This is a genomic window from Pedobacter cryotolerans, assembly GCF_005116475.1.
Lineage (GTDB): Bacteria > Bacteroidota > Bacteroidia > Sphingobacteriales > Sphingobacteriaceae > Pedobacter > Pedobacter cryotolerans.
In genome coordinates, this window is the sequence record NZ_SWBO01000002.1 from 240,401 (window position 1) to 261,254 (window position 20,854).

25 protein-coding genes are annotated in these 20,854 nt (G+C 32.7%); 9 read left to right on the plus strand and 16 right to left on the minus strand.

Features of this window, described 5'->3' with window-relative positions:
* Window positions 1-103: 103 nt before the first annotated feature.
* The 5 genes from FA045_RS04090 to FA045_RS04110 all read left to right on the plus strand — a co-directional run bounded on the left by FA045_RS04090 (window position 104) and on the right by FA045_RS04110 (window position 5,273).
* Entirely contained in the window at window positions 104-841 is a 738-nt protein-coding gene (locus FA045_RS04090; RefSeq protein WP_136874751.1) for an electron transfer flavoprotein subunit beta/FixA family protein, read from the plus strand.
* 108 nt (window positions 842-949) lie between these two features.
* Entirely contained in the window at window positions 950-1,918 is a 969-nt protein-coding gene (locus FA045_RS04095) for an electron transfer flavoprotein subunit alpha/FixB family protein (RefSeq protein WP_136874753.1), read from the plus strand.
* 77 nt (window positions 1,919-1,995) lie between these two features.
* Window positions 1,996-2,610: a bifunctional nuclease family protein gene (locus FA045_RS04100; protein ID WP_136874755.1), complete on the plus strand. Its 615-nt coding sequence runs from the start codon at window positions 1,996-1,998 to the stop codon at window positions 2,608-2,610.
* A gap of 124 nt (window positions 2,611-2,734) precedes the next feature.
* Entirely contained in the window at window positions 2,735-4,120 is a 1,386-nt protein-coding gene (locus tag FA045_RS04105; RefSeq protein WP_136874757.1) for a nucleoside permease, read from the plus strand.
* Between the two features lie 31 nt (window positions 4,121-4,151).
* Window positions 4,152-5,273, plus strand: a complete 1,122-nt coding sequence (locus tag FA045_RS04110; protein ID WP_136874759.1) for a DUF3667 domain-containing protein — start codon at window positions 4,152-4,154, stop codon at window positions 5,271-5,273.
* Window positions 5,274-5,720: 447 nt separating this feature from the next.
* Here the strand turns inward: FA045_RS04110 and FA045_RS04115 are convergent, their stop codons facing one another.
* The 4 genes from FA045_RS04115 to FA045_RS04130 all read right to left on the minus strand — a co-directional run bounded on the left by FA045_RS04115 (window position 5,721) and on the right by FA045_RS04130 (window position 9,174).
* Complete coding sequence (locus tag FA045_RS04115) at window positions 5,721-6,989, minus strand: citrate synthase (protein ID WP_136874761.1); 1,269 nt, start codon at window positions 6,987-6,989, stop codon at window positions 5,721-5,723.
* A 103-nt stretch (window positions 6,990-7,092) separates the two neighbouring features.
* Entirely contained in the window at window positions 7,093-7,626 is a 534-nt protein-coding gene (locus FA045_RS04120; protein WP_136874763.1) for a DUF3347 domain-containing protein, read from the minus strand.
* A gap of 332 nt (window positions 7,627-7,958) precedes the next feature.
* Window positions 7,959-8,501, minus strand: coding sequence for a hypothetical protein (locus FA045_RS04125; RefSeq protein ID WP_136874765.1), 543 nt, complete (start codon window positions 8,499-8,501; stop codon window positions 7,959-7,961).
* Between the two features lie 169 nt (window positions 8,502-8,670).
* The gene (locus FA045_RS04130) at window positions 8,671-9,174 is read right to left on the minus strand and encodes a hypothetical protein (protein ID WP_136874767.1); all 504 of its coding nucleotides are present in this window, start codon (window positions 9,172-9,174) and stop codon (window positions 8,671-8,673) included.
* Between the two features lie 353 nt (window positions 9,175-9,527).
* On the opposite strand from FA045_RS04130, the gene FA045_RS04135 reads away from it, so the two are divergent.
* Both FA045_RS04135 and FA045_RS04140 read left to right on the plus strand, forming a co-directional pair.
* Complete coding sequence (locus FA045_RS04135; protein ID WP_205943093.1) at window positions 9,528-9,998, plus strand: BON domain-containing protein; 471 nt, start codon at window positions 9,528-9,530, stop codon at window positions 9,996-9,998.
* A 6-nt stretch (window positions 9,999-10,004) separates the two neighbouring features.
* The gene (locus FA045_RS04140) at window positions 10,005-10,427 is read left to right on the plus strand and encodes an SH3 domain-containing protein (protein WP_136874769.1); all 423 of its coding nucleotides are present in this window, start codon (window positions 10,005-10,007) and stop codon (window positions 10,425-10,427) included.
* Window positions 10,428-10,462: 35 nt separating this feature from the next.
* On the opposite strand, the gene FA045_RS04145 is transcribed toward FA045_RS04140, so the two are convergent.
* From FA045_RS04145 to FA045_RS04175, 7 genes are all read right to left on the minus strand, one after another.
* A complete protein-coding gene (locus tag FA045_RS04145) occupies window positions 10,463-11,077 on the minus strand; it encodes a hypothetical protein (protein ID WP_205943094.1) in 615 nt (204 codons plus the stop codon).
* A 5-nt stretch (window positions 11,078-11,082) separates the two neighbouring features.
* Entirely contained in the window at window positions 11,083-12,210 is a 1,128-nt protein-coding gene (locus FA045_RS04150; RefSeq protein ID WP_136874771.1) for a DNA adenine methylase, read from the minus strand.
* Window positions 12,211-12,264: 54 nt separating this feature from the next.
* Complete coding sequence (gene miaA / locus FA045_RS04155) at window positions 12,265-13,197, minus strand: tRNA (adenosine(37)-N6)-dimethylallyltransferase MiaA (protein WP_136874773.1); 933 nt, start codon at window positions 13,195-13,197, stop codon at window positions 12,265-12,267.
* Window position 13,198: 1 nt separating this feature from the next.
* On the minus strand, window positions 13,199-14,041 hold the full coding sequence (locus FA045_RS04160) for a hypothetical protein (RefSeq protein ID WP_136874775.1): 843 nt from the start codon (window positions 14,039-14,041) through the stop codon (window positions 13,199-13,201).
* Window positions 14,032-14,412 (minus strand): hypothetical protein, encoded by a 381-nt coding sequence (locus FA045_RS04165; protein WP_136874777.1) that lies wholly within the window; start codon window positions 14,410-14,412, stop codon window positions 14,032-14,034. Before FA045_RS04165 ends, FA045_RS04160 begins: the two co-directional genes overlap by 10 nt.
* A gap of 63 nt (window positions 14,413-14,475) precedes the next feature.
* Window positions 14,476-15,552 (minus strand): MBL fold metallo-hydrolase, encoded by a 1,077-nt coding sequence (locus FA045_RS04170; protein ID WP_136874779.1) that lies wholly within the window; start codon window positions 15,550-15,552, stop codon window positions 14,476-14,478.
* 105 nt (window positions 15,553-15,657) lie between these two features.
* Window positions 15,658-16,128: a YMGG-like glycine zipper-containing protein gene (locus FA045_RS04175; protein ID WP_136874781.1), complete on the minus strand. Its 471-nt coding sequence runs from the start codon at window positions 16,126-16,128 to the stop codon at window positions 15,658-15,660.
* Window positions 16,129-16,479: 351 nt separating this feature from the next.
* On the opposite strand from FA045_RS04175, the gene FA045_RS04180 reads away from it, so the two are divergent.
* Together FA045_RS04180 and FA045_RS04185 are read left to right on the plus strand one after the other, a co-directional pair.
* On the plus strand, window positions 16,480-16,665 hold the full coding sequence (locus FA045_RS04180; RefSeq protein ID WP_055133765.1) for a hypothetical protein: 186 nt from the start codon (window positions 16,480-16,482) through the stop codon (window positions 16,663-16,665).
* 126 nt (window positions 16,666-16,791) lie between these two features.
* Window positions 16,792-18,177, plus strand: coding sequence for an MBL fold metallo-hydrolase (locus FA045_RS04185; RefSeq protein WP_136874783.1), 1,386 nt, complete (start codon window positions 16,792-16,794; stop codon window positions 18,175-18,177).
* Here FA045_RS04185 and FA045_RS04190 read toward each other — a convergent pair.
* The 5 genes from FA045_RS04190 to FA045_RS04210 all read right to left on the minus strand — a co-directional run bounded on the left by FA045_RS04190 (window position 18,172) and on the right by FA045_RS04210 (window position 20,837).
* Window positions 18,172-18,510 carry a hypothetical protein gene (locus FA045_RS04190; RefSeq protein ID WP_136874785.1) on the minus strand — a complete coding sequence of 113 codons (339 nt, stop codon included), beginning with the start codon at window positions 18,508-18,510 and terminating at the stop codon, window positions 18,172-18,174. The genes FA045_RS04185 and FA045_RS04190 overlap by 6 nt on opposite strands.
* Window positions 18,511-18,578: 68 nt before the next feature.
* Window positions 18,579-19,115 carry a DUF4199 domain-containing protein gene (locus FA045_RS04195; RefSeq protein ID WP_136874787.1) on the minus strand — a complete coding sequence of 179 codons (537 nt, stop codon included), beginning with the start codon at window positions 19,113-19,115 and terminating at the stop codon, window positions 18,579-18,581.
* Window positions 19,116-19,204: 89 nt separating this feature from the next.
* A complete protein-coding gene (locus tag FA045_RS04200; protein WP_136874789.1) occupies window positions 19,205-19,672 on the minus strand; it encodes a response regulator transcription factor in 468 nt (155 codons plus the stop codon).
* Between the two features lie 6 nt (window positions 19,673-19,678).
* Window positions 19,679-20,062 carry a DUF3037 domain-containing protein gene (locus FA045_RS04205; RefSeq protein WP_136874791.1) on the minus strand — a complete coding sequence of 128 codons (384 nt, stop codon included), beginning with the start codon at window positions 20,060-20,062 and terminating at the stop codon, window positions 19,679-19,681.
* Window positions 20,040-20,837 carry a HipA family kinase gene (locus FA045_RS04210; RefSeq protein WP_136874793.1) on the minus strand — a complete coding sequence of 266 codons (798 nt, stop codon included), beginning with the start codon at window positions 20,835-20,837 and terminating at the stop codon, window positions 20,040-20,042. Before FA045_RS04210 ends, FA045_RS04205 begins: the two co-directional genes overlap by 23 nt.
* Window positions 20,838-20,854 lie beyond the last annotated feature (17 nt).

Here is a 20,854-nt window from a genome sequence, read left to right on the forward strand (position 1 = left end):
CCTGCTTTTTTAATTAGATTTGCATAAAGACAATTTTAAAGAAATCATCATTGTACATGATTGTGTAATGTAGGTTTTATTACCATTAATCAAATATATACGTATGAAAATATTAGTTTGTATTAGTAACGTGCCAGACACCACAACAAAAATAACTTTTACTAACGATAATACACAATTCAATACCGCGGGAGTTCAATTTATTGTAAATCCGTATGATGAAATTGCATTATCTAAAGCTATTGAACTATGTGAAGGTGGAAAAGGAACTGTAACCGCCATTAACGTTGGTGAAGCTGCAACCGAACCTACCATTAGAAAAGCATTGGCAATTGGTGCTGATGATGCTGTAAGAGTAAATGCTGCACCAAGAGATGCTTATTTTACTGCCTTTCAGATTGCTGAATATGCAAAAGCAAATGATTTCGACATGATTTTATGCGGACGAGAATCAATTGACTATAATGGTTCTCAAGTTGCTGCAATGGTTGGTGAGTTTTTAGAAATCCCTTCAATATCAATTATTAAAAAATTAGATTTTGACGGTACAACTGCAACAATTGAACGTGAAATTGAAGGTGGAAAAGAGGTTGTAACTGTTACGGGAAAATTTGTAGCAAGTTGTGCAGAAGGAACTGCTGAAGCAAAAATTCCTAACATGAGAGGAATTATGTCTGCAAGAACAAAACCTTTAACTGTAGTAGAGGCCGTAGCAATTGAAGAATTAGGGAAAGTTACAAAGTTTGAAACCCCTGCTCCACGTGGTGCTGTTAAATTAGTAGCTGCAGAAAGTGCAGAAGATTTAATTGGTTTATTGCACAGCGAAGCGAAGGTAATATAGCGAATTGCGTTAAGCGATAAGCGTTGATGAACGCTTAAGACAAGACGCTTAACGTTCAACAATTAACTTAATATTAAAATCCCTGGTGGAAAAATTATAAATTATTATATGTCAGTATTAGTATATGTAGAACAAGCCGATGGTAAATTTAAGAAATCTGTTTTTGAAGCAGTTTCTTATGCAAAAGCTATCGCAGATAATCAAAATACAAGCTTAACTGCTGTTTCAATTGGTAATGTAGCAGAAGCTGATTTAAAAGAATTAGGTAAGTATGGTGCTGCTAAAGTTTTAAATGTTGCTACAGATCAACTTAAAAACTTTGTAAACCAAGCTTATGCAGCTGTAATAGCAGAAGCAGCCACAAAAGAAAGTGCAAACTTAATTATACTATCTAACTCATTCTCTGGAAAAGGTTTAGCGCCTCGTATTGCAGTAAAACTTAAAGCTGGCTTAGTAGATGGCGCCGTAGAAATGCCAAATTTTGATGGCGGTTTTTCAGTTAAAAAAACTGCCTTTTCGGGTAAGGCTTTTGCTGTAACCACATTAACTTCAGAAAATAAAGTAATTGCCTTAAATCCAAATGCTTTTGGAGTTAAAGAGAATGCAGTTGATGCAACAATAGAAAACTTCAATCCAGAAGTAAAAGCAACCGACTTAACGGCTATTGTAAAAGAAATTGTTAGAGCTACCAATAAAATCTCCTTACCTGATGCAGAGTTAGTTGTATCTGCAGGTAGAGGCTTAAAAGGTCCAGAAAACTGGGGTATGATTGAAGAATTAGCTGAACTTTTAGGTGCAGCAACCGCTTGTTCTAAACCAGTTTCTGATGCAGATTGGAGACCACACTCTGAGCACGTTGGTCAAACAGGTATTGCTATTAGTCCTAATTTATATATTGCTATTGGTATTTCTGGTGCAATACAACATTTAGCTGGTGTTAGCTCATCAAAAGTAATTGTAGTAATTAACAAAGATCCAGAAGCTCCTTTCTTTAAAGTGGCCGATTACGGTATTGTTGGTGATGCTTTTGAGGTTGTTCCGAAAATAATTGCTGCATTAAAAGCACATAAAGCATAATCATAAATTGTCATCCTGAGCTTGTCGAAGGATTTGTTGATGATATTTCGACAAGCTCAATATGACATATCTAATCTATGAAAAAAGTAAAACTTGATATTGTTGGCTTATCGTACAGCCAAACCCAATCTGGGGCTTATGCATTGGTGCTAGGCGAAGTGAATGGAAGAAGACGTTTACCAATCATAATCGGAGCTTTTGAAGCGCAAGCTATAGCTATAGAGATTGAAAAGATGACGCCTACTCGGCCTCTTACGCATGATCTTTTCAAATCATTTGCTCAAGTTTACCAAATTGAAATTACCGAAATCATTATCTATAATTTGGTAGATGGTGTTTTCTTCGCTAAATTAATTTGTACTAACGGAGAAAATATTCAAGAAATTGATGCCAGAACATCTGATGCAATTGCTTTAGCTGTAAGGTTTAATGCAACAATTTATACGTACGAATTTATATTATCTTCTGCCGGAATTGTAATTGAAGGAAATGACTTTCTTTTTTTAGAAAACATGGATGCCATAACCAAAGAACATAGTTCTGAAGATATGCCGACATCTATCCCCGTTTCTGGCTACCAATCTTTATCTGTTGAAGACCTGCAGGCTAAATTAAATGAGGCATTGGCAGAAGAGGCTTATGAAAAAGCTGCAAGAATTAGAGATGAAATTGCCAAAAGAAATGCAGAATAAAATTTTGCACTACTAAAGTGAAATTGTATCATAATTTCGAATAATTCTTGCCCTAACTCATTATTATTTTCTAAATAATAGTTATTTCTGCTACATTTAAAAAAACAAACAACTAAAACTATTTATGAATATTAAGATACGCTTAACCCTGATGAATTTCATGCAATTCTTCGTTTGGGGAGCATGGCTAATTACCATTGCAAATTATTGGTTTGGTACTAAGCAATGGGATGGCGCTCAATTTGGGTTAATATTTGCTACCATGGGTTTTGCATCTTTATTTATGCCAACCATAACAGGTATTATTGCCGATAAGTGGATTAATGCAGAAAAACTATACGGAATTTTACACGTGCTTTATGCGGCTACATTATTTTATATTCCTCAAGTAGAAACACCTAACCAATTCTTTTGGACGATATTTTTAGCCATGTGTTTTTATATGCCAACCATTTCACTAAGTAATTCAATTTCCTACTCTACACTTAAATCTAGCGATTTAGATGTAGTTAAAGATTTCCCTCCAATTAGAGTTTGGGGCACAATTGGTTTTATTGCTGCCATGTGGATTACTAATTTAACTGGCAGTAAAGCAAGTGCAAATCAATTTTATATTGCAGGTGTTGCAGCTTTAGCTTTAGGAATTTATGCTTTTTCGTTACCTAAATGCCCTCCATCTAAATTAATTGAAGAAAAATCTACCATAACTCAAAAGTTCGGTTTAGATGCTTTTAAACTTTTTGCCAATTATAAAATGGCTTTGTTTTTTATCTTTTCTATGTTTTTAGGCGGAGCTTTACAATTAACAAATGCCTATGGCGATGTTTTTTTAGATGAATTTAAGCTCTTCCCTATTTATGCAGAGTCATTTGTAATTAAATATTCTACTATCATTATGTCTATTTCTCAGGTTTCTGAGACTTTATTTATTTTGGCAATTCCGTTCTTTTTAAAACGTTTTGGCATTAAAAGAGTAATGGTAATTGCAATGCTAGCTTGGGTTTTCCGTTTTGGTTTTTTCGCTTATGGCGATCCACAGGGAAATTTATGGATGATAATTTTTTCGTGTATTGTTTATGGTATGGCATTCGATTTCTTTAACATTTCAGGCTCCTTATTCGTAGAAACTTCTACAACACCAAAAACACGTTCATCTGCTCAAGGTTTATTTATGATGATGACAAATGGGTTTGGAGCAGTTTTAGGTAGTGTAGTTTCTGGCTGGATGATCCAAAAATATTTCACTAAAGCTTATACAAACATCCAATCTTTGGCAGATCATGTAAAAGCTACAACTACAGATCCGCACTTGTTGAAATTTTTAGAAGATAAAGGTATTTCTGTTTCTGGCAACGGTGATTTGAGTAGAGCACTAGATGTAAAAGATTGGCACAACATCTGGCTTTCATTTACAATTTACGCCTTAGCAATCACAATTTTATTCATGATCTTCTTTAAGCATAAACATACCAAAGCAGAAGAAAAAGCAATTGAAGCCATTACTCATTAATCGCAAATACCCATCGTAAATTAAAGCTCGTATGTCGTCTTTTAAACTTAGAAAAGAGAAAAATTGTCTCAACTGTGGTCATGATGTAGAAGAACATTTCTGCCCAAAATGCGGGCAAGAAAATATTGAAGTTAAAGAAGATGCTTTACACATGGTTGCCCATGCCATTGCAGATTACTTTCACTTTGAACATAAGTTTTTCGGCACCTTAAAACCTTTACTTTTAAAACCAGGGGAATTAACTAAACAATATGTAGCTGGTAAAAGAGTAAGATTTATACACCCAATTAGACTTTACATTTTTGTAAGTATTGTTTTCTTTTTAGTAGTATTAAAAGGAAGTGTTAAAGAAAAACAAGATGGTAAAGAAAAAACTAATACTACCGCCTCTAAAACTACAACTACTAAAAAAGACAGTTTAGATAAACCTAAAAAAGAGCTATCTGCTTCAGAAATTAGCGAAATAAAAGAAACTTTAAAATATGTACCAAATTCTAATGGACTAAGAGATAGTGTAATTAAAAAAGCTATTGAAGAAGAAACTAATGCTAAAACAGAAGATGATGGACCTAGTATTAGATTTGGCAACGGAAAAAAAAGAAAAGTTTTTTCGAACAAATGGGACTCTTCAGATACTACAGTTGCCCAATATGAAAAAAATCAACAGGCTCTTGCTAAAGATAAAAGAGATGGTTTTGTAAAACATTATTTTGTAAAAAGAACTATTGAATTAAATCAGTACGATAACCCAGCAGAGAAATTTTTAGAAGATTTTCTTCATAATATTCCCAAAATGATGTTTTTGTTGTTGCCATTGTTTGCGCTTATTTTAAAACTGGTTTATATTAACAAATCAAAGTATTACTACGAACATTTAATTTATTCATTTCATGTTCACTCTGCTATATTTATAAGCATTTTAGTGATGATGTTTTTACAATGGCTATTTGCTTTGTTTTTTGACATTAGTGGGTTATTAGCTTTCGCCTGCATTATTTACATCATTTGGTACATCTACAGATCGTTAAGAACTTTTTATGCAAGTACCCGCTGGGTAACTGTATTGAAAATGTTCTTCCTTAGTTTTGCATATAATATTGTACTTACAATTTGCTTTTTAATTATTATAGCCATAAGTTTTGTGATGATTTAATAAATATAAGTCATTTAGAAAAGCCCGGTTTAGACACAAATTAAAGTCGGCCGGGCTTTTTGCTGCAATCTTTTTGTTTTAGCGTCATTTCGAACGCAGGGAGAAATCTGTAAGATAGTACAACTACAAAAGCAGATACCTTCCCGATTAATCGGGATTCCTCATTTCGGTATGACGACGAGAACAGAAAAAACAAAAAGGATTTTCGCTTCAATCCCGTTTAAGTAAAGTTTTTGCTAAATGAGCGGTTGCAATTTGCCAAGCACTGCTAACGTTGTAATATAAACCTAATGGGAACGAGCACGATCCCGATTCTTCATCGGGTGAGTAAAGTGGACAGTAGGGCTAGTTTTGCCAAAAGCTCATCACATTCTTTTTCAAAAAAAACACATAAAAAAAAGCCAATACTGATGCATTGGCTTTTAGAATTTGATAAGTTACTAGCTTTTACAAGTGTTTATCTACATCACCTACGTAAATTTGGCGTGGTCTGCCGATAGGTTCCTTATTTTCTCTCATTTCTTTCCATTGTGCAATCCATCCTGGTAATCTGCCTAGTGCAAAAAGAACGGTAAACATTTCGGAAGGGAAACCTAAAGCTCTGTAAATAATACCCGAATAGAAATCTACGTTTGGATACAGTTTACGATCGATAAAATATTGATCTGTTAAAGCTGCCTGCTCTAATTTTTTAGCTATTTCTAAAACTGGATCATTGATACCTAAGCTTTCTAAAATATCATCGCAAGCTTTTTTAATGATTTTTGCTCTTGGATCGAAGTTTTTATAAACTCGGTGACCAAAACCCATCATTCTAAAAGGATCATTTTTATCTTTTGCTTTCGCTATCCATTTATCGGTATCGCCACCGTCTTCTTTAATTTTCTCTAACATTTCGATTACTGCTTGGTTAGCACCACCGTGTAGCGGGCCCCATAATGCCGAAATACCTGCTGAAATAGAAGCGTAAAGATTACAGTCTGATGAGCCTACAATTCTAACGGTAGAAGTTGAGCAGTTTTGCTCGTGATCTGCATGTAGAATTAATAATTTGTTCATTGCACTAACAACTTTCGGATTTGGCTCAAAATCTTCGGTACGTTGACCAAAAGTCATCCAAACGTAGTTGGTAATGTAATCGTATTTATTTTTAGGGTAAATAAGTGGATGCCCCAAAGATTTTTTATAGATGAAAGCTACAATGGTTGTCATTTTAGCTAACATTTTGATAATTGTATCGTTCTTCTGCTCTTCAGATTGATTAGCTTCTAAACTTTCTGGGTAAAATGTTGAAAGTGAACAAACTAAAGAAGATAATTGAGCCATTGGATGAGATTTTGACGGATAGCCATCAAAAAATTTCTTCATATCTTCATGTATCAAAGTATGCATGCTGATATCACTTTGAAACTTCTCTATTTCTTGTTTTGAAGGAAGTACACCATATATTAATAAATAAGCAACTTCTAGAAAAGACGCTTTTTCAGCTAATTCTTCTATTGGATAACCACGATATTTTAAAATACCTTGTTCGCCGTCTAAAAATGTGATGGCACTTTTTGTGGCACCCGTATTTTTATAACCAAAATCTAATGTAATGTGACCTGTTAAATCTCTTAGTTTCGAAATATCGATGGCCTTCTCACCTTCGGTTCCCGTGATTACCGGAAACTCATAAGTTTTACCGTCTATCTTAATTTCTGCAATAGCTGACATATATTATAGTTTTATGAATAACAAAAATAGTTAATGTGTTTTTAAAAATAAGGTTTTGAACCTAACATTACTGTTAAATTGGTGTTAATTTTATCTAAAAAAATTATTTTGTTTTAATTTCTTCAAGTACTGCTCCGCATTCCATCATCTCGTCTCCATAATATGGATTTTGGATTTTCTTTTCTGAAGCTAACCATTCGCCTCCATCGCCATTATTTGCCATTGGGCAACGCTGTACATAAATGGTACCTGATTTTAATTCGGCATGCTTAAATAGAGCAATTACATCTGTACTTAAAGCTGTAAATTCTTTGCGCTGGCTCTTTATATCATTCGAATTTTCAATTTTATTGGCTATTAATGCAGTATTTTCGCAACCTGAATGATTTTTAAGAGCAGTAGCCAACACAGCAGCTTTCTGTTTTGCATCTTCAAACTTAGTAGCAACTAGCGCATCTTTAAGCCCAATGTAAGCATTGTAAAGATTTTGAACTGAATCACTTTCAAAACTCAGATTTGTAGTGGAAGTTGTAGAAATTTTATGAGCTGTTGTATCTTGCTGATCAACAGATTTATCAGTTTTACTGTTACAAGCTAAAACCAATAATAATGCGCCAATACTTAAATATTTTTTCATACTTATATATTTGTTAAAATCAATGATTATTACTAATCAAACTTCAATGATTTTGTTTAGCGCTCAAAATAGCATTTAAAATTTTAAAACCATAAAAAAAACAGTCAAAATTTAAGGAATATCCTATAAAATTAGATTATAGTTATATTTAAAATTTATATCCTAATTTAATAATGAAAATAATATTATTTGGTTGATGTTTGAAGAATATTTTTAGTAGCACTAACTAATAAAAATGATAAGACAGCTTAATTTTACATGATTAAGTTTTTAGCCAACAAAAAAGGCCTCAATAAAAATTGAGGCCTCTTTTTTAAAAAATTTAGCAAGAATTACAATTTGAAATTGTAACCTAAACGTACAGCATATTGACCGTTAACGCGTTGGTAAGTTGATGAAGTACCATCTTGTTGATAACCTTCATAACGAATACCTAACTCTAAACCATTATCCCATTCGTAACCTGTACCACCACCAAAAATAAATGATGTTTTTGAACCATCTTGGATGGCAAAACCTGCACCAATTAATCCGTTGATAAACATTCCTTTTACAGGATAAACTTTAACACCACCAATTGCAGGGATAAAATCGTAATCTGCAAAAACACTTCCTTCTCTAGCCATTAAACGAGTGTAACCGCCAGAAGCAGTTAAAGCAACAGCTGGAGCTAAATCTAGTTGCAAACGTAAATCTGCACCAACTCCGTAACTAAATGGAGAGCTGTCTCTAACTATACCAGCTCCACCGCCAATACCAATTTTAAAACCAGTTTCTCTTGGTGTAGACATGGTAGTTTGTGCATTTACATTACTTGAAAATAAAGTAGCAGAAATGGCTAATGCAGCAGTAAAAATTTTAGTAGTAATTTTCATAAGTTTAAATATTAATTAATTTTTTGAGTTTAATATTGCTACATACGAGCTGAAAGCTATTACAGTTTTCTTTTAATGAATATTTTTCAGAAAAATTATTTAATAATTTAAAAAGCAAAAAAAAAGCCCCAACCAAAAATGGTTAGGGCTAATTCAATTCTATTAAATATTATAATTTAAAGCCATAAGCTAAACGGATACCTGCGTAACCTGTATTACCAATACCTTCATATTTAGCAGCTAAGTCTAATCCATTGCTCCAAGAATAACCTAAAGCTGGAGAGTAAACAAATTCAGTACCACTATAATTTCCAACAGCAAAGCCTGCACCAGCCTCAGCTAAACCATACAAACCAGAACCAGTTGTATCAAAAAAGTATTTTAAACCAGCTTTAACAGGAATATATCCATAAGAAGGAACATCAATACCTGTGTTGCCAATTTCTTTACCAACTAATCTAGTATAACCAGCAGTAAGAGGTACTGAAAGTTGCTTATCGATATCAAATTGATAACGTAAATCACCACCAATAGCCAGACCATAGGCATCACTAGTAGGTACACCGACATTTAAGCCAATACCAAATTTAGGAGATTGTGCGTTTGCGTTTACTGAGAAGAATAAAGCCACTGCAGCTACTGCAGAAGCTATGATTTTTGTAGATTTTTTCATTTTAAAAATACTTTGGTTAAGTTATTTGTTAATAATAAGCACAAATTCATGCTTATACGTGCCACTAAACAAATTGTGTGCCATAAGCCTTAATTAAATAGATCAATTTATTACCATTTAAGGCTTATTGAGTGGTATTTCTACAACTGTCAAATCAATTGAGCTTATTTCTAATCAAGTGTATATTTCTAATTACTAAAAATTAATTCAAAATAGTTAACAAAATTTACTTGTTAGTTAAATTATATAACTAATTGTAAATTAGTGTATTATGTTGATAAATAATCATTCTTGTTTAACAAAAACTACCGCTAAAGTTTATAAATTCATTAAAATTTAAAAATCAATATCAAATGAAAATCATGAAATCAATGGCTTTTATGGCCTTAATTTTTTCGGTATTATTTACTGGTTGTAAACCAAAAGATGCCGATATTAAAACAGCAGTAGAAAAAAGTATTTCAGCTGTGCCAAGTTTAGCTGGTACAACTGTAGAGGTTAAAGAAGGTGTTGTTTCACTTTCAGGACAATTACCAGATGAAACTGCCAAATCATTAGCTGAAACAACAGCAAAAGCAGTTAAAGGAGTAAAATCTGTAGTAAATAACTTAAGTATAGCCGCTCCAATTACCATTGCAGTTGATGAGGTTTTAACAAAATCTGTAAAAGATGCGGTTAAAGATTATCCAACAGTTGTTGCAGCCATAAATGATGGTGTGGTATTATTAACTGGAGAAATAAAGAAAGATGCTTTACCTAAGTTAATGATGGCTTTAAGTTCATTAAAACCTAAAAAAATTGAGAACAAATTAACTGTTAAATAACAAAAAATGGCTTTACAAGATAAATATAAACAACTAACTGATGCCGCAATTAACGGTGGCATTACAGATTTACAAGTTAGAGAGCAAGATGGCGTACTTTATGTTGACGGGACTGCAGCTAATGGAGCAGTAAAAGATCAATTATGGGATGTTTACAATACAATAGATCCGAACTTTGTTTCGGGAGATTTAGTTTTAAATGTTAACGTTTCTATTGATGCAGCTGTTACTAAAGTTAAAGTGATAACCCAAAGCAGCAATTTAAACATTAGAAAAGGACCAGGAACTGACCAACCAATTGTAGGCAAAGCTGCACATGATGAAGTAATTACCTTGGTTAACAGAAGTAATGAGCAATGGTGGTTAGTGAGAACTAATGATGGCGAAGAAGGCTATTGTTATGCTCAATATCTTGCTCCTGAAGCTTAATAACAATAAAAACCCGATCAAGTTATCGGGTTTTTTTATAACCTATTTTGCCAAATTTTAAGTTCTTTTAAGCTAAAGTGATAATTTACGGTTACACCTTTATGCTCCCCATTTACAATATCGCCTTCACCGCTTTTTCTTCTAAACCTTCTATTATCTTTTTCTTTTAAATAAATTGGTTTTAATTCGCTTACAAGTCTATAATAATATTGCTCCTGATTTAATGGAATGATACAGGGCCTATTTAGCACTACCCAAAATATAAATATTTGCAATTTATCTTTCTCTTCTTGTTCGAAATAACGCACTAAATCGCTTAAATTTAAAGCAACCGTTTCCGAAGGTTTTAATCCACTTTGCGGGATGATATTTTCTACCCGCATAAAAGTTCTTTGCTGCACTTTTAGTTCGATATAGAATTTAAAACCATCTACTGTACTTACCTCTATATCTGGATAACCCTTTTCAACTGTTTTTCTTGCGTTAAAATTAGTTGCCGTATTAATGTGAGTGATTAGCTTTTGCTCGTATGCCTCAGAAAAAGTGGCATCAATTTCAAAAGCATAGTTCATCTTACTCACACCATCGCAAGGTGTTGGGCAAGTTTTACAGTTATATACAAAAGGACTTATGAGTTGGTAGCCTTCCACCCTGTTTAATAATTAGTAATAATTAAATGCGTAACACCTCTATTATTTCTACCTCTAACATTATAGGTATAATTTTTATCGAATGTTTTAATATGTACTAAGGGATGAGTATATATTTGTCGTATAAATGCAGTTTCTTTAATCACAACCATCCATTTTGCAGTGGTTTGGATTAAAAAATCTGCTAATCTTTTCTGATCTTTTTGGGTAAATGCACTTTGATCATATTCAGAAAACTCGCTATCATAAGGCGGATCTAAAAAAATAAAATCTGATGCTCGAATTTTAATCTGATTTAGAAACTGCTCAAAATCTAAATTAAATATTTTTGACTGTTTAAACAACTCGGTTATGCTTTCTTTAAATATATTTTCAACTTTTAATCTAAAGTTTTTTTTATTGTAAGCAATACCTCCATACGGGATATTAAATTCGCCTTTGGCATTAAACCTAAACATTGAGCCATAACAAAACTCACGCACAAAATACCAGTTTGCAGCTGCTTTGGTAGCGCTTAATTTCAATACCTGATTGTACTCCATGTTTAAGAGTGTTCTAGTAAAAAGATAAAAGCCACTTTTTATGCCTGTTTCAAAATGATCATACAATTCTGCCGAAGAAAAAATTCTATTTTCCTTTTGGCAAATTCTTTTAATTCTCCTCGCCTTATCTGCAACACTTGCCAATAACATCTTGTTAAAAAGAATGTCATCAACTATAAATTTATGATCATTAAAAGTGGTGGATTGAGCAAAACTAGGAGCTATCAAATTTTGGATTAATGAAATAAATTCGGCTTGATCAAATTTACCATCAACATAATTTTCATAAAATCCAGCAAAATTAAGCCAAAGTTTACGACTAATATTACCCAACTCATCCCAAGCACCAGCGTATTTAAGCAATTCTAATTTGAAATCTTTGCTACCAATCTGTCTGTAAAAATTGATTAGACCTGTGCTTTTATCGTTAATAAAAGTTTCTTCTTTTGGTTGCAAAGCGAAAAAAACTCCACCACCCCCAAAAAATGGTTCAATGTATCTTTCAAATTCAGGAATTTGGTCGGCAAACAAAGCAAATTCATCATACTTCCCTCCTGTCCATTTGATGATTGGCCTTAGTTTTTTATCCATTTTATTGATTTGTGCGCTAATTATATTGATTAATTAATTTCAAATATGCAATAATTACTTTTTAAAATTAGCATCAATGAGCCGAATAGAAGTGCTTTTTAGTAACTCAAAATCTTGATCGGTATTTAGCCAATTTATTTTAACACCGTCTTTTTCCATTTTTCTAAAAAAAGTCATCTGTCGTTTTGCAAATTGACAAATTGCAATACTTAGTTTTTCTCTTAAAAAAGCCAAATCAAATTCATTTTGTAAATAAGATACCATAAATTTATATTCAAGTCCGTAAAATGTTAGCACAGCTGGATCAACACCGTTTGAGATTAATGTTTCAACCTCTTCAATTAATCCATTGTCTAAACGATAATTTAACCTTTTTATAATTCTATCTCTTCTAATTTCTACATCGCTTTGCAATCCAATAACTAATGGATTTAATGTTGGTCTAACAACCGGCTTAAGTTTATGATCTTTCAAATATGCGGCTATTTCAATTGCTCTAGTCAGTCTTTTAACAGATGAAAGATCTACGTGAGCGGTATGTTCTTTTGGGTATTGTTTTAAAATATTTTGAAGTTGTATTTGATCAAGTTCTCTATATTTTTCTCTTAACTCTTCGTTTTTTGGTATTGCAGTTAATTCATGATTTTGTAGCAAGGCATGAATATACATTCCAGTACCGCCACAAAGTACAGGCAATTTATTTTTTTGTGTAATTGTGGTTAATGCCTGATAGAAATCTTCTTTAAAAACATTTACGTTATATTTTTCTCCAGCATTAACAATATCTATTAAATGGTAAGGAATTTGGCTTTCACCAATTTTATACTCAGCTAAATCTTTCCCTGTCCCAATATCCATTCCTTTAAAAATCTGCCTGCTATCAGCGCTAATAATTTCAGCGTTTAATTCATCAGCTATGCTTACTGCAAGTTTTGTTTTGCCTGAAGCAGTAGCACCAAGAATAATAAGTAAATTTTCTGATGGCATTTTAAAGATATAGATGGTACTTTAAGTTTCCAGTGTTAAAAACCTTGATGTAGTTCAATTCTTTTAAATATTCATCCAAATTTAAGTTATTTTGCGCTTTAAAGGATAGAAGAATATCTTTTGGCAATCGATGAGGAGTGTATCTATGCAGGTTTTCTGCATTAACATAAAAGTATAGGGGCTCGGTTTCTGCAGTTTGTAGAAAATTCAATTTTTCATATCCTTTACCCAGCGACCAATCTTTATCAGCATAACTCATGATATCATTTACTTGAATTTGCTTAGAAAAATGCTTAATTAGCTTGCTCAATCCGCCAACAACTGTTACACCATCTTTGGAAGCAAAACGAACTAGCTCCGCTGATAAATAGTCATTTCCTTTTAATTTCATCGGTCTTGCATCACTAAAGGTTGCAACAGCAATAATTTCACTTTTGTCTGCTAAACCAAAAGCATATTTAGCTTTAACATAACCTTGTAAATGATTAGATTCTAAAAAAACCTTGGAATCATTAATAGTTAAATCTACAATTTTCGTTTTGCGTGCATGAAAACCAATATTTTGCGAAAAAAGAGATTTAAATCTAATTAAAACTTGATTTTTCTTATTTAACCAAATGTCTTCCCAAAGATGAATTATTTGTTTGTTTTCGTTTTGATATTTATTTTGAAGTGCGATTAAGTCTTCTGGATTAAATTTATTGATTAATGGAATTAAGTGTACAAGAATTCCATTTTGTGCGTCAATTATGCAATTATTGGATACAAATGATAATTTAGCATTTTTAACTAAGCTATTTACTGCACTAAAAACTTCATCCTGCCACAAATCAATTATACCCACCCGTTTTGTTTAAAATCCGTAAAATTGGCTCCAAGCGTACTAGTTATCTGATCAAGTAATTTATCATCAAGATTAACAATATTAAAACATGAAGTGTCATTCACCGAAAGTTCCATCAAATCGGGATGAATAATTTTACTTAATTCTACTTCACTTTGTGTTGATAATAAACAAAAGTGAACATAATCCTCTTCAATTTTTACACTAGCGAAAGGTAGAGAATCAATTTTTTCACCTTCAGTATCAAAAAGTTTCTCGCTCCACAATTCGTACACAGTTTCGCTATTTACCCTAGCGGTAAAGCCATTAGCTGTATAAGGTTGTAAATTTGCTCTAATTGTTTGGAAAATTTCTATAAGATCTGTTTTCATAAGTTTAGCATTAGTTTGCTAAAGGTAAACACTAAAATATTATCAATTGTTCGTTTTAACAAATTATAAATTTAACCACCATTTTGTTTTTGGTAAATCATTACTTAATGAAAATGTTTGACCTAATTGTGGTGTTAAAATATCAACTTTTAAATCTTCTGCTTTTGCTACCAATATTTTTATAGGTTCATCCCAATCATGCAAGGCTAACTTGTATTTACCCCAATGCACAGGTAATAAGTATTTTGCATTTAAATCTAAACTAGCTTGTACAACTTGCTCTGGTAGCATGTGTATAAATGGCCACATGGTATTATATTGGCCACATTCTAAAATTGCCAAATCAAACGGACCATGTTCTTTACCTGTAGTTTTAAAATGCGTATCATATCCAGAATCAGCACCTAAATAAATTTTATTTTTTGAGGTTTGCAGCACAAAAGACGACCATAAGGTTTGGTTTCTTTTAAATAACCTACCAGAAAAATGTCTGGCTGGTGCTGCTGTAAATTTAATATTTGCCATGGGCGATGCTTGTTCGCTCCAATTAAGTTCGGTAATTTTTTGTTCATCAATTCCCCAATGTACTAAATGTGCTCCTACACCTACTGAGGTGATAAAAAATTTGGTTTTATCCTTCAGTTTTAAAATCGTATCATATTCAAGATGGTCGTAATGGTCGTGAGAAATTAGCACAATATCTAATTCTGGCAAATCATTAACAGTAATAAAATTAGTTCCTGAAAACTGTTTAGTGCCAATAAATTGAAAAGGCGATGGTCTTTCGTTAAAAACTGGATCAACTAAAATATTGATTTGATCTACCTGAATTAAATAAGAAGAATGACCAAACCAGGTTAACTTAAAATCGTTAGATCGAGATAAATCTGGTTTTTGATGAGGAATTATATGTTGAGGAGACCCGTTTTTGTTTCCTTTTAGCATAGTTTTAATCATCATCCAATAGGTAACGTCATCGGGTTTTGTTGGCGTATGCGATTGGTTTTTGAACTCACCATTGGTATAATTATTTAATAATTTTATGTTCCTTAATGTTTTCCCGCTAGGATGTTTACCAAAAACAGGTAAATTAAAAACTATTAAAAGAGTGAGAACGAGCGTAACAAAAAAATAGATCATCTATAAAAATTATAAGTGCAATATTACCATTTAGTAAACAAAGTGCACAAAAAAACCTTCAATCTGTTACCAGATTGAAGGTTGAAATATATTTATGAATGCTTTTTAGTTTTTAGGTTGTACTCTACCACTTTTTCTATCTTCTGCTCTACCAATTGCATAACCAGCACCAGCACCAGCTAAGCCACCAATTACAGCACCTCTACCATCTTTTTTATCAATTAAAATACCACCTAAAGCACCTACACCAGCACCAATTGCAGTACCTTTAGCAGCATCACTCCAACCTTTTTTCTTAGCTGCAGTTGTTGTACCTGCCGATGATGTTGTAGTACCACCGCTTGATGAATACCTAGTGGTAGTAGCGCTTCTTCTAGCAGCAGCTAGTTCAGCTTGGTGTCTTGCTTCAACTTCAGCTTGCTGTTTTGCAACTTCGGCTCTTTTAAAGCTGTCTAATTTTAAACTATCTTTAACAGCAGTTACTGCTTGTTGTTTTGCTAATTCTTGTTCTTTAGCACTGTTGCTGCATGATGCTAAAACTGTAGCTAATGCAACTATTGCGAATATCTTTTTCATGTCTGTTAATTAAATTAATTTATACTATAATCTATCTTGTAAAAATGATGCCAAGATTTAATGTTGTTAATATTTTTTTTTATTGACTAGCATTTTTTCAATTACATTTTACATAACAATAATAATTGAATTTAGTTTTTCGCTTATTTTGCTTATATTTGCAGCAACGGAATATCAATATACTTTTCTCTACAAATACCTACTGAAACATTTCAGCACATTAATCTTTAGCATGCAACCGTTAACATGCAGATTGACATCAAGTTTAGATCAAATCATTTTAACAATCAGGTTAAAAGATCAGCCAAGGGTTAACAGAGAACGGTCTTTTTATCATTAAAATAGTAATATATGGCAAAGTCGCAGGCTACCTTCATGAAAAAGCAGTTGGAAAAAAATAGACAAAAGAAAAAAGAAGAAAAATTAGAACGTAAACAAGAACGTCAGCAAAACTCTACTGGAGGAGACTTGGAAAGCATGATGGCATACGTAAATGAATTCGGTGAGATTGTTTCTACACCACCAGAAAAAAAATAAAAACCTCACTCCCGCCCTTATCGCGGGAGTTTTAGTTTACAGACGAATCTTAAATATTACATTTTGTAAATGATTTCGCTCTTAAAAAATGATAACTTGCCTTAAAAGTATTTCGACAAAATATACATGAAATTAACCATTTGGGGTGCTGCACAGCAAGTAACAGGCAGTATGCATTTGTTACAAACTGAAAATTATAACATTTTAATAGACTGTGGTTTAGATTACGAAAAAGGAACTTACCAGGAAGAAAATGAATTTTTTCCGTTTGATCCGAGTACAATTGATGTGGTAATTTTAACACATGCACACATCGATCATTCTGGAAATTTACCCACTTTGGTAAGGTTAGGTTTTGCCGGACAAATTCTCTGTACCCCTCCTACAGCAGATTTAACAGAAATATTGTTATTTGATTCAGTAAATATCTTTTTAAGTAAGCAAAAGAAAAAACCAAAAAGAGGCAGAGGTAATTACGGTCCTAAGCCGTTGTATTTACAAAGAGATGTTATGGAAACTGTAGATCGCTTTGTAACTATCGGATTTAATAAGCCCTTTAAAATCAATGGCAGTATCGAACTAACATTTATCCCGGCAGGACATTTATTAGGTGCTGCAGCGGCTGTAATTAGCATTAATGAAAACGGAATTACTAAAAAAATAGGTTTTACAGGCGATGTTGGCAGGAAGAATTACCCTGTTTTGGTTGACCCTGAACCATTGCCACCTTTAGATTATTTGGTTAGCGAATCTACCTACGGCGGCAGGTTTCACAGTAAGGACAAAACACTTGAAGATACCTTAATTGAAACAATTAAAGAAACCTGTATTAAAAGTCCAGGCAGGTTAATTATCCCTGCTTTTAGTATTGGAAGAACACAATCGCTGGTGTTTACCTTAAATCAAATTTTTAGTAAGGGTTTATTGCCACCAGTTCAAATATTTGTAGATAGTCCGTTGGCAAATTTCGCTACAGATATCTATAGAAAACACCATCAACTGGTTAATGAAGAGGCAAAAACTTTTTACCAAACCAAAGGTGATGAATTTGATTTCGAAAATTTAGTATATGTTCAGGATAGAAAAGAAAGTGAATCGGTAATGAATTACTTAGAACCTTGTATTATTATTTCATCGGCAGGAATGCTAGAAGGAGGAAGAATTCAGGATCATCTTTACCACAACATACAAAATTACTATTGCACAATTTTATTTATAGGTTATTGCGCTAAAGGAACTTTAGGAGATCGACTTTTAAGAGGCGATCCAATTATTAGATTGCGTAATAGAGATTTGATGGTATATGCTACCATTAAAAAAACTGACCTATTAAGTGGACACGGAGATCATCAAGATTTAGTAGATACCGTGAAACAACAAGACTTGCAAAAACTAAAAAATGTATTTTTAGTTCATGGCGAAACTAAAAGCATGGATGCTTTAGCTCAATCATTAACAGAAGAAGGTTACCACGTTGTTAAACCAATTAAAGGCGAAACAATAGAATTATAACACTAAATAAACATAAAATTTTGCGTCTCTAACAGGCTGACCTTTTATCGTTAGTATCTCTCCTTTATTATCTCTTAGTGGTTTGATGACAAAAGGTTCATCAGATTTTTGAGACTCGGCAAATGCGATATTTAAACGGTCGATAAAAGTATCAGCTTTTACACGCCATTTTTTATCCATGTACCAAAAATAAGCGAAAGTTTTTTTGGTATCTCCTTTTAGTTTACCATCTAACCTAACAATACCTAAATTTGCTTTTAATAATGGTTCTACAGCTTTTTTATAAAAGGTTTTAAAATCTTTAAATTCTGGAATTACGTTAACTTCACTCATCTTTTTAATTTTAGCGCAATTTACATCATTTCTACAAAACGCATGTAACGCCTTTTATTTTTTATTATTTACCCCGCTTTAAGTTGATTGTCTTTTCTTTTCAAAATCAATGCGCTAAACAAAGTAATAATTAATCCGACTGGAAAAATTTCTATATAAGTAAATGCTACCACAATGGCAGGATTTTCATATAACTTGTTCATTTGCTTTAAACTGGCAATTTGCTCATTTATTTCAATAACTGACAATTCTTTGTTCGCTTCAATTTTTGCAATTGAATCTGCAGTCATTAACTCCATAAAATTTGGGAGAAAATTATAATAAACTACCAACCAGGTTACAACGTATAATGTAGATGCAATTAATGTAATTAATATCCCGATGTTAAATGCTGTTTTAAATGAAATTAAACCATTGTTGTAATGATCACGGTAGTTTTTAATAGCGATAAATATAGTTGAAAAGGCAATAATCATGGAAGAAAAACCAAGAACCATGTTACCCTCAAAATCTTTTGATTGGTAACATTTGATCATGCTAACCGCCATAAACGTACTTACAATTAAACCGGCCAATAGGCCAAAAATTAAAATATTCCTTTTCATAATAAAAAAATTATGGTGCTAAGTAACTCATCATTTCAATAATCTCATTCATACTTTAGGATGATTTTTAAAAATTATAGATTTTAAAACTAAAGTATGATGGCCGACTTTTTAGCCATTTCAATTGCCTGCGTTCTTCGTTTTACATTTAATTTTGAAAACAATCTACTGATATGAGTTTTTACCGTATTTAGTGAAACAAATAGGTTTTCTGAAATTTCTTGATTACTTAAACCTTGAGCCATTAATTGTAAAACTTCTAATTCTCTTTTACTTAAACCCAATTGTAAGATGAGCTTTTCATTAGGTTTAAAATTGTTAGAATTACTCAAAAATTTATTTTTTTCTAAGATAATTGTGGTGGTTTTTGGCTTGGTTAGTTTAAGGGCAATCCAAATTCCAAGACTTGTAAATAATAAAGCAGTAGCGCTTGCGTAAATTTCGAAAGAATAGTTTGCAACTAAAAACTGGTATTCTATCCATTTTAACAAGCCAAACAATACCGCAAATGCAACGGAGTAATAGATAAGCTGCCTGTTTTTTGAAGATAGCATCATAACATTTTACAAAACCATTTTATTAAATAATTCGTTCAAAGTTTCATCAGCATTGCTACAAAAACCCGGATGTACTTTTGAGGCCTGCACAACTGTACTTCTGGTAGCCGTTAACCACCTAAAACGAGAAGCTAAATCTAACTGACCAATTGCTCCTGCTTCTTTCCCTCCACAACAAATTTTTTCTATGGAACTTAAATTTGATTGTATTACTTCTGCTTCAACTTCGCATGCAAAAGCGGCTAAGCGAGTTAGGTTCACTTCGAAAATACATTTTAAAAATTTTTGCTTTGCGCAAAATAGAATTACACCAACATTTATAAATTCTTCACGCTCTACCCTAGGCACAACGCGAATGATTGCGTACTCAAATAAGTGCCTGTTTTGCATTTTGTGCTTCTTTAACAAAAACCTCCGAATGGCTAATTCTTGTGTTTAAAAATAGAGCGTAGGCCTGTCTTTGGGCTTCGCTGCTGCTAAAAATATCTTCATTTAACCATTCATCAGGTATTAAATTTAAAACCTCATTAATAAATGCTGGAGTTAAAATAGATTTGAATTGTTGATCAACTTTCTCTAAGTCATCAGCTTGTGCTAATAAAACATGATCTTTTACTAAAACAAATGGGCGTTTAGCTTGCTCTTCCCAATTTTGCCATGAGTGGTGAAAATATAATGATGCACCATGATCTATTAACCATAGTTCTTTGTGCCAAATAAGCATATTGGTATTTCTTGCTGTACGATCCATGTTGGTCAGTAAGCAATCTAACCAAACAATTTGAGCTGCTAATAGTGGGTCTATCTTAGTAACTGTGGCGTCAAAAGTTATTGCACCAGTTAAATAATGCAAAGCCAAGTTTAAACCCACGCTAGCTTTTAGTAAGTCTTGTATTTCTTCATCAGGCTCGGTTCTTCCAAATGCTTCATCTAAATTAGCAAAAACAACTTCAGGCACTTTTAAACCTAATTTACGGGCAATTTCAGCACCAATAATTTCAGAAATTAAAGCCTTATGCCCTTGTCCTGCTCCTCTAAATTTTAATACATATAAAAAATCATCATCTGCCTCTGCAATGGCAGGCATAGAGCCACCTTCACGCAATGGTGTTACGTATCGGGTTACATTTACCGTTCTTAAATTTAAAGGCTGTAGATTATCCATGAGCTAATCAAATGTAG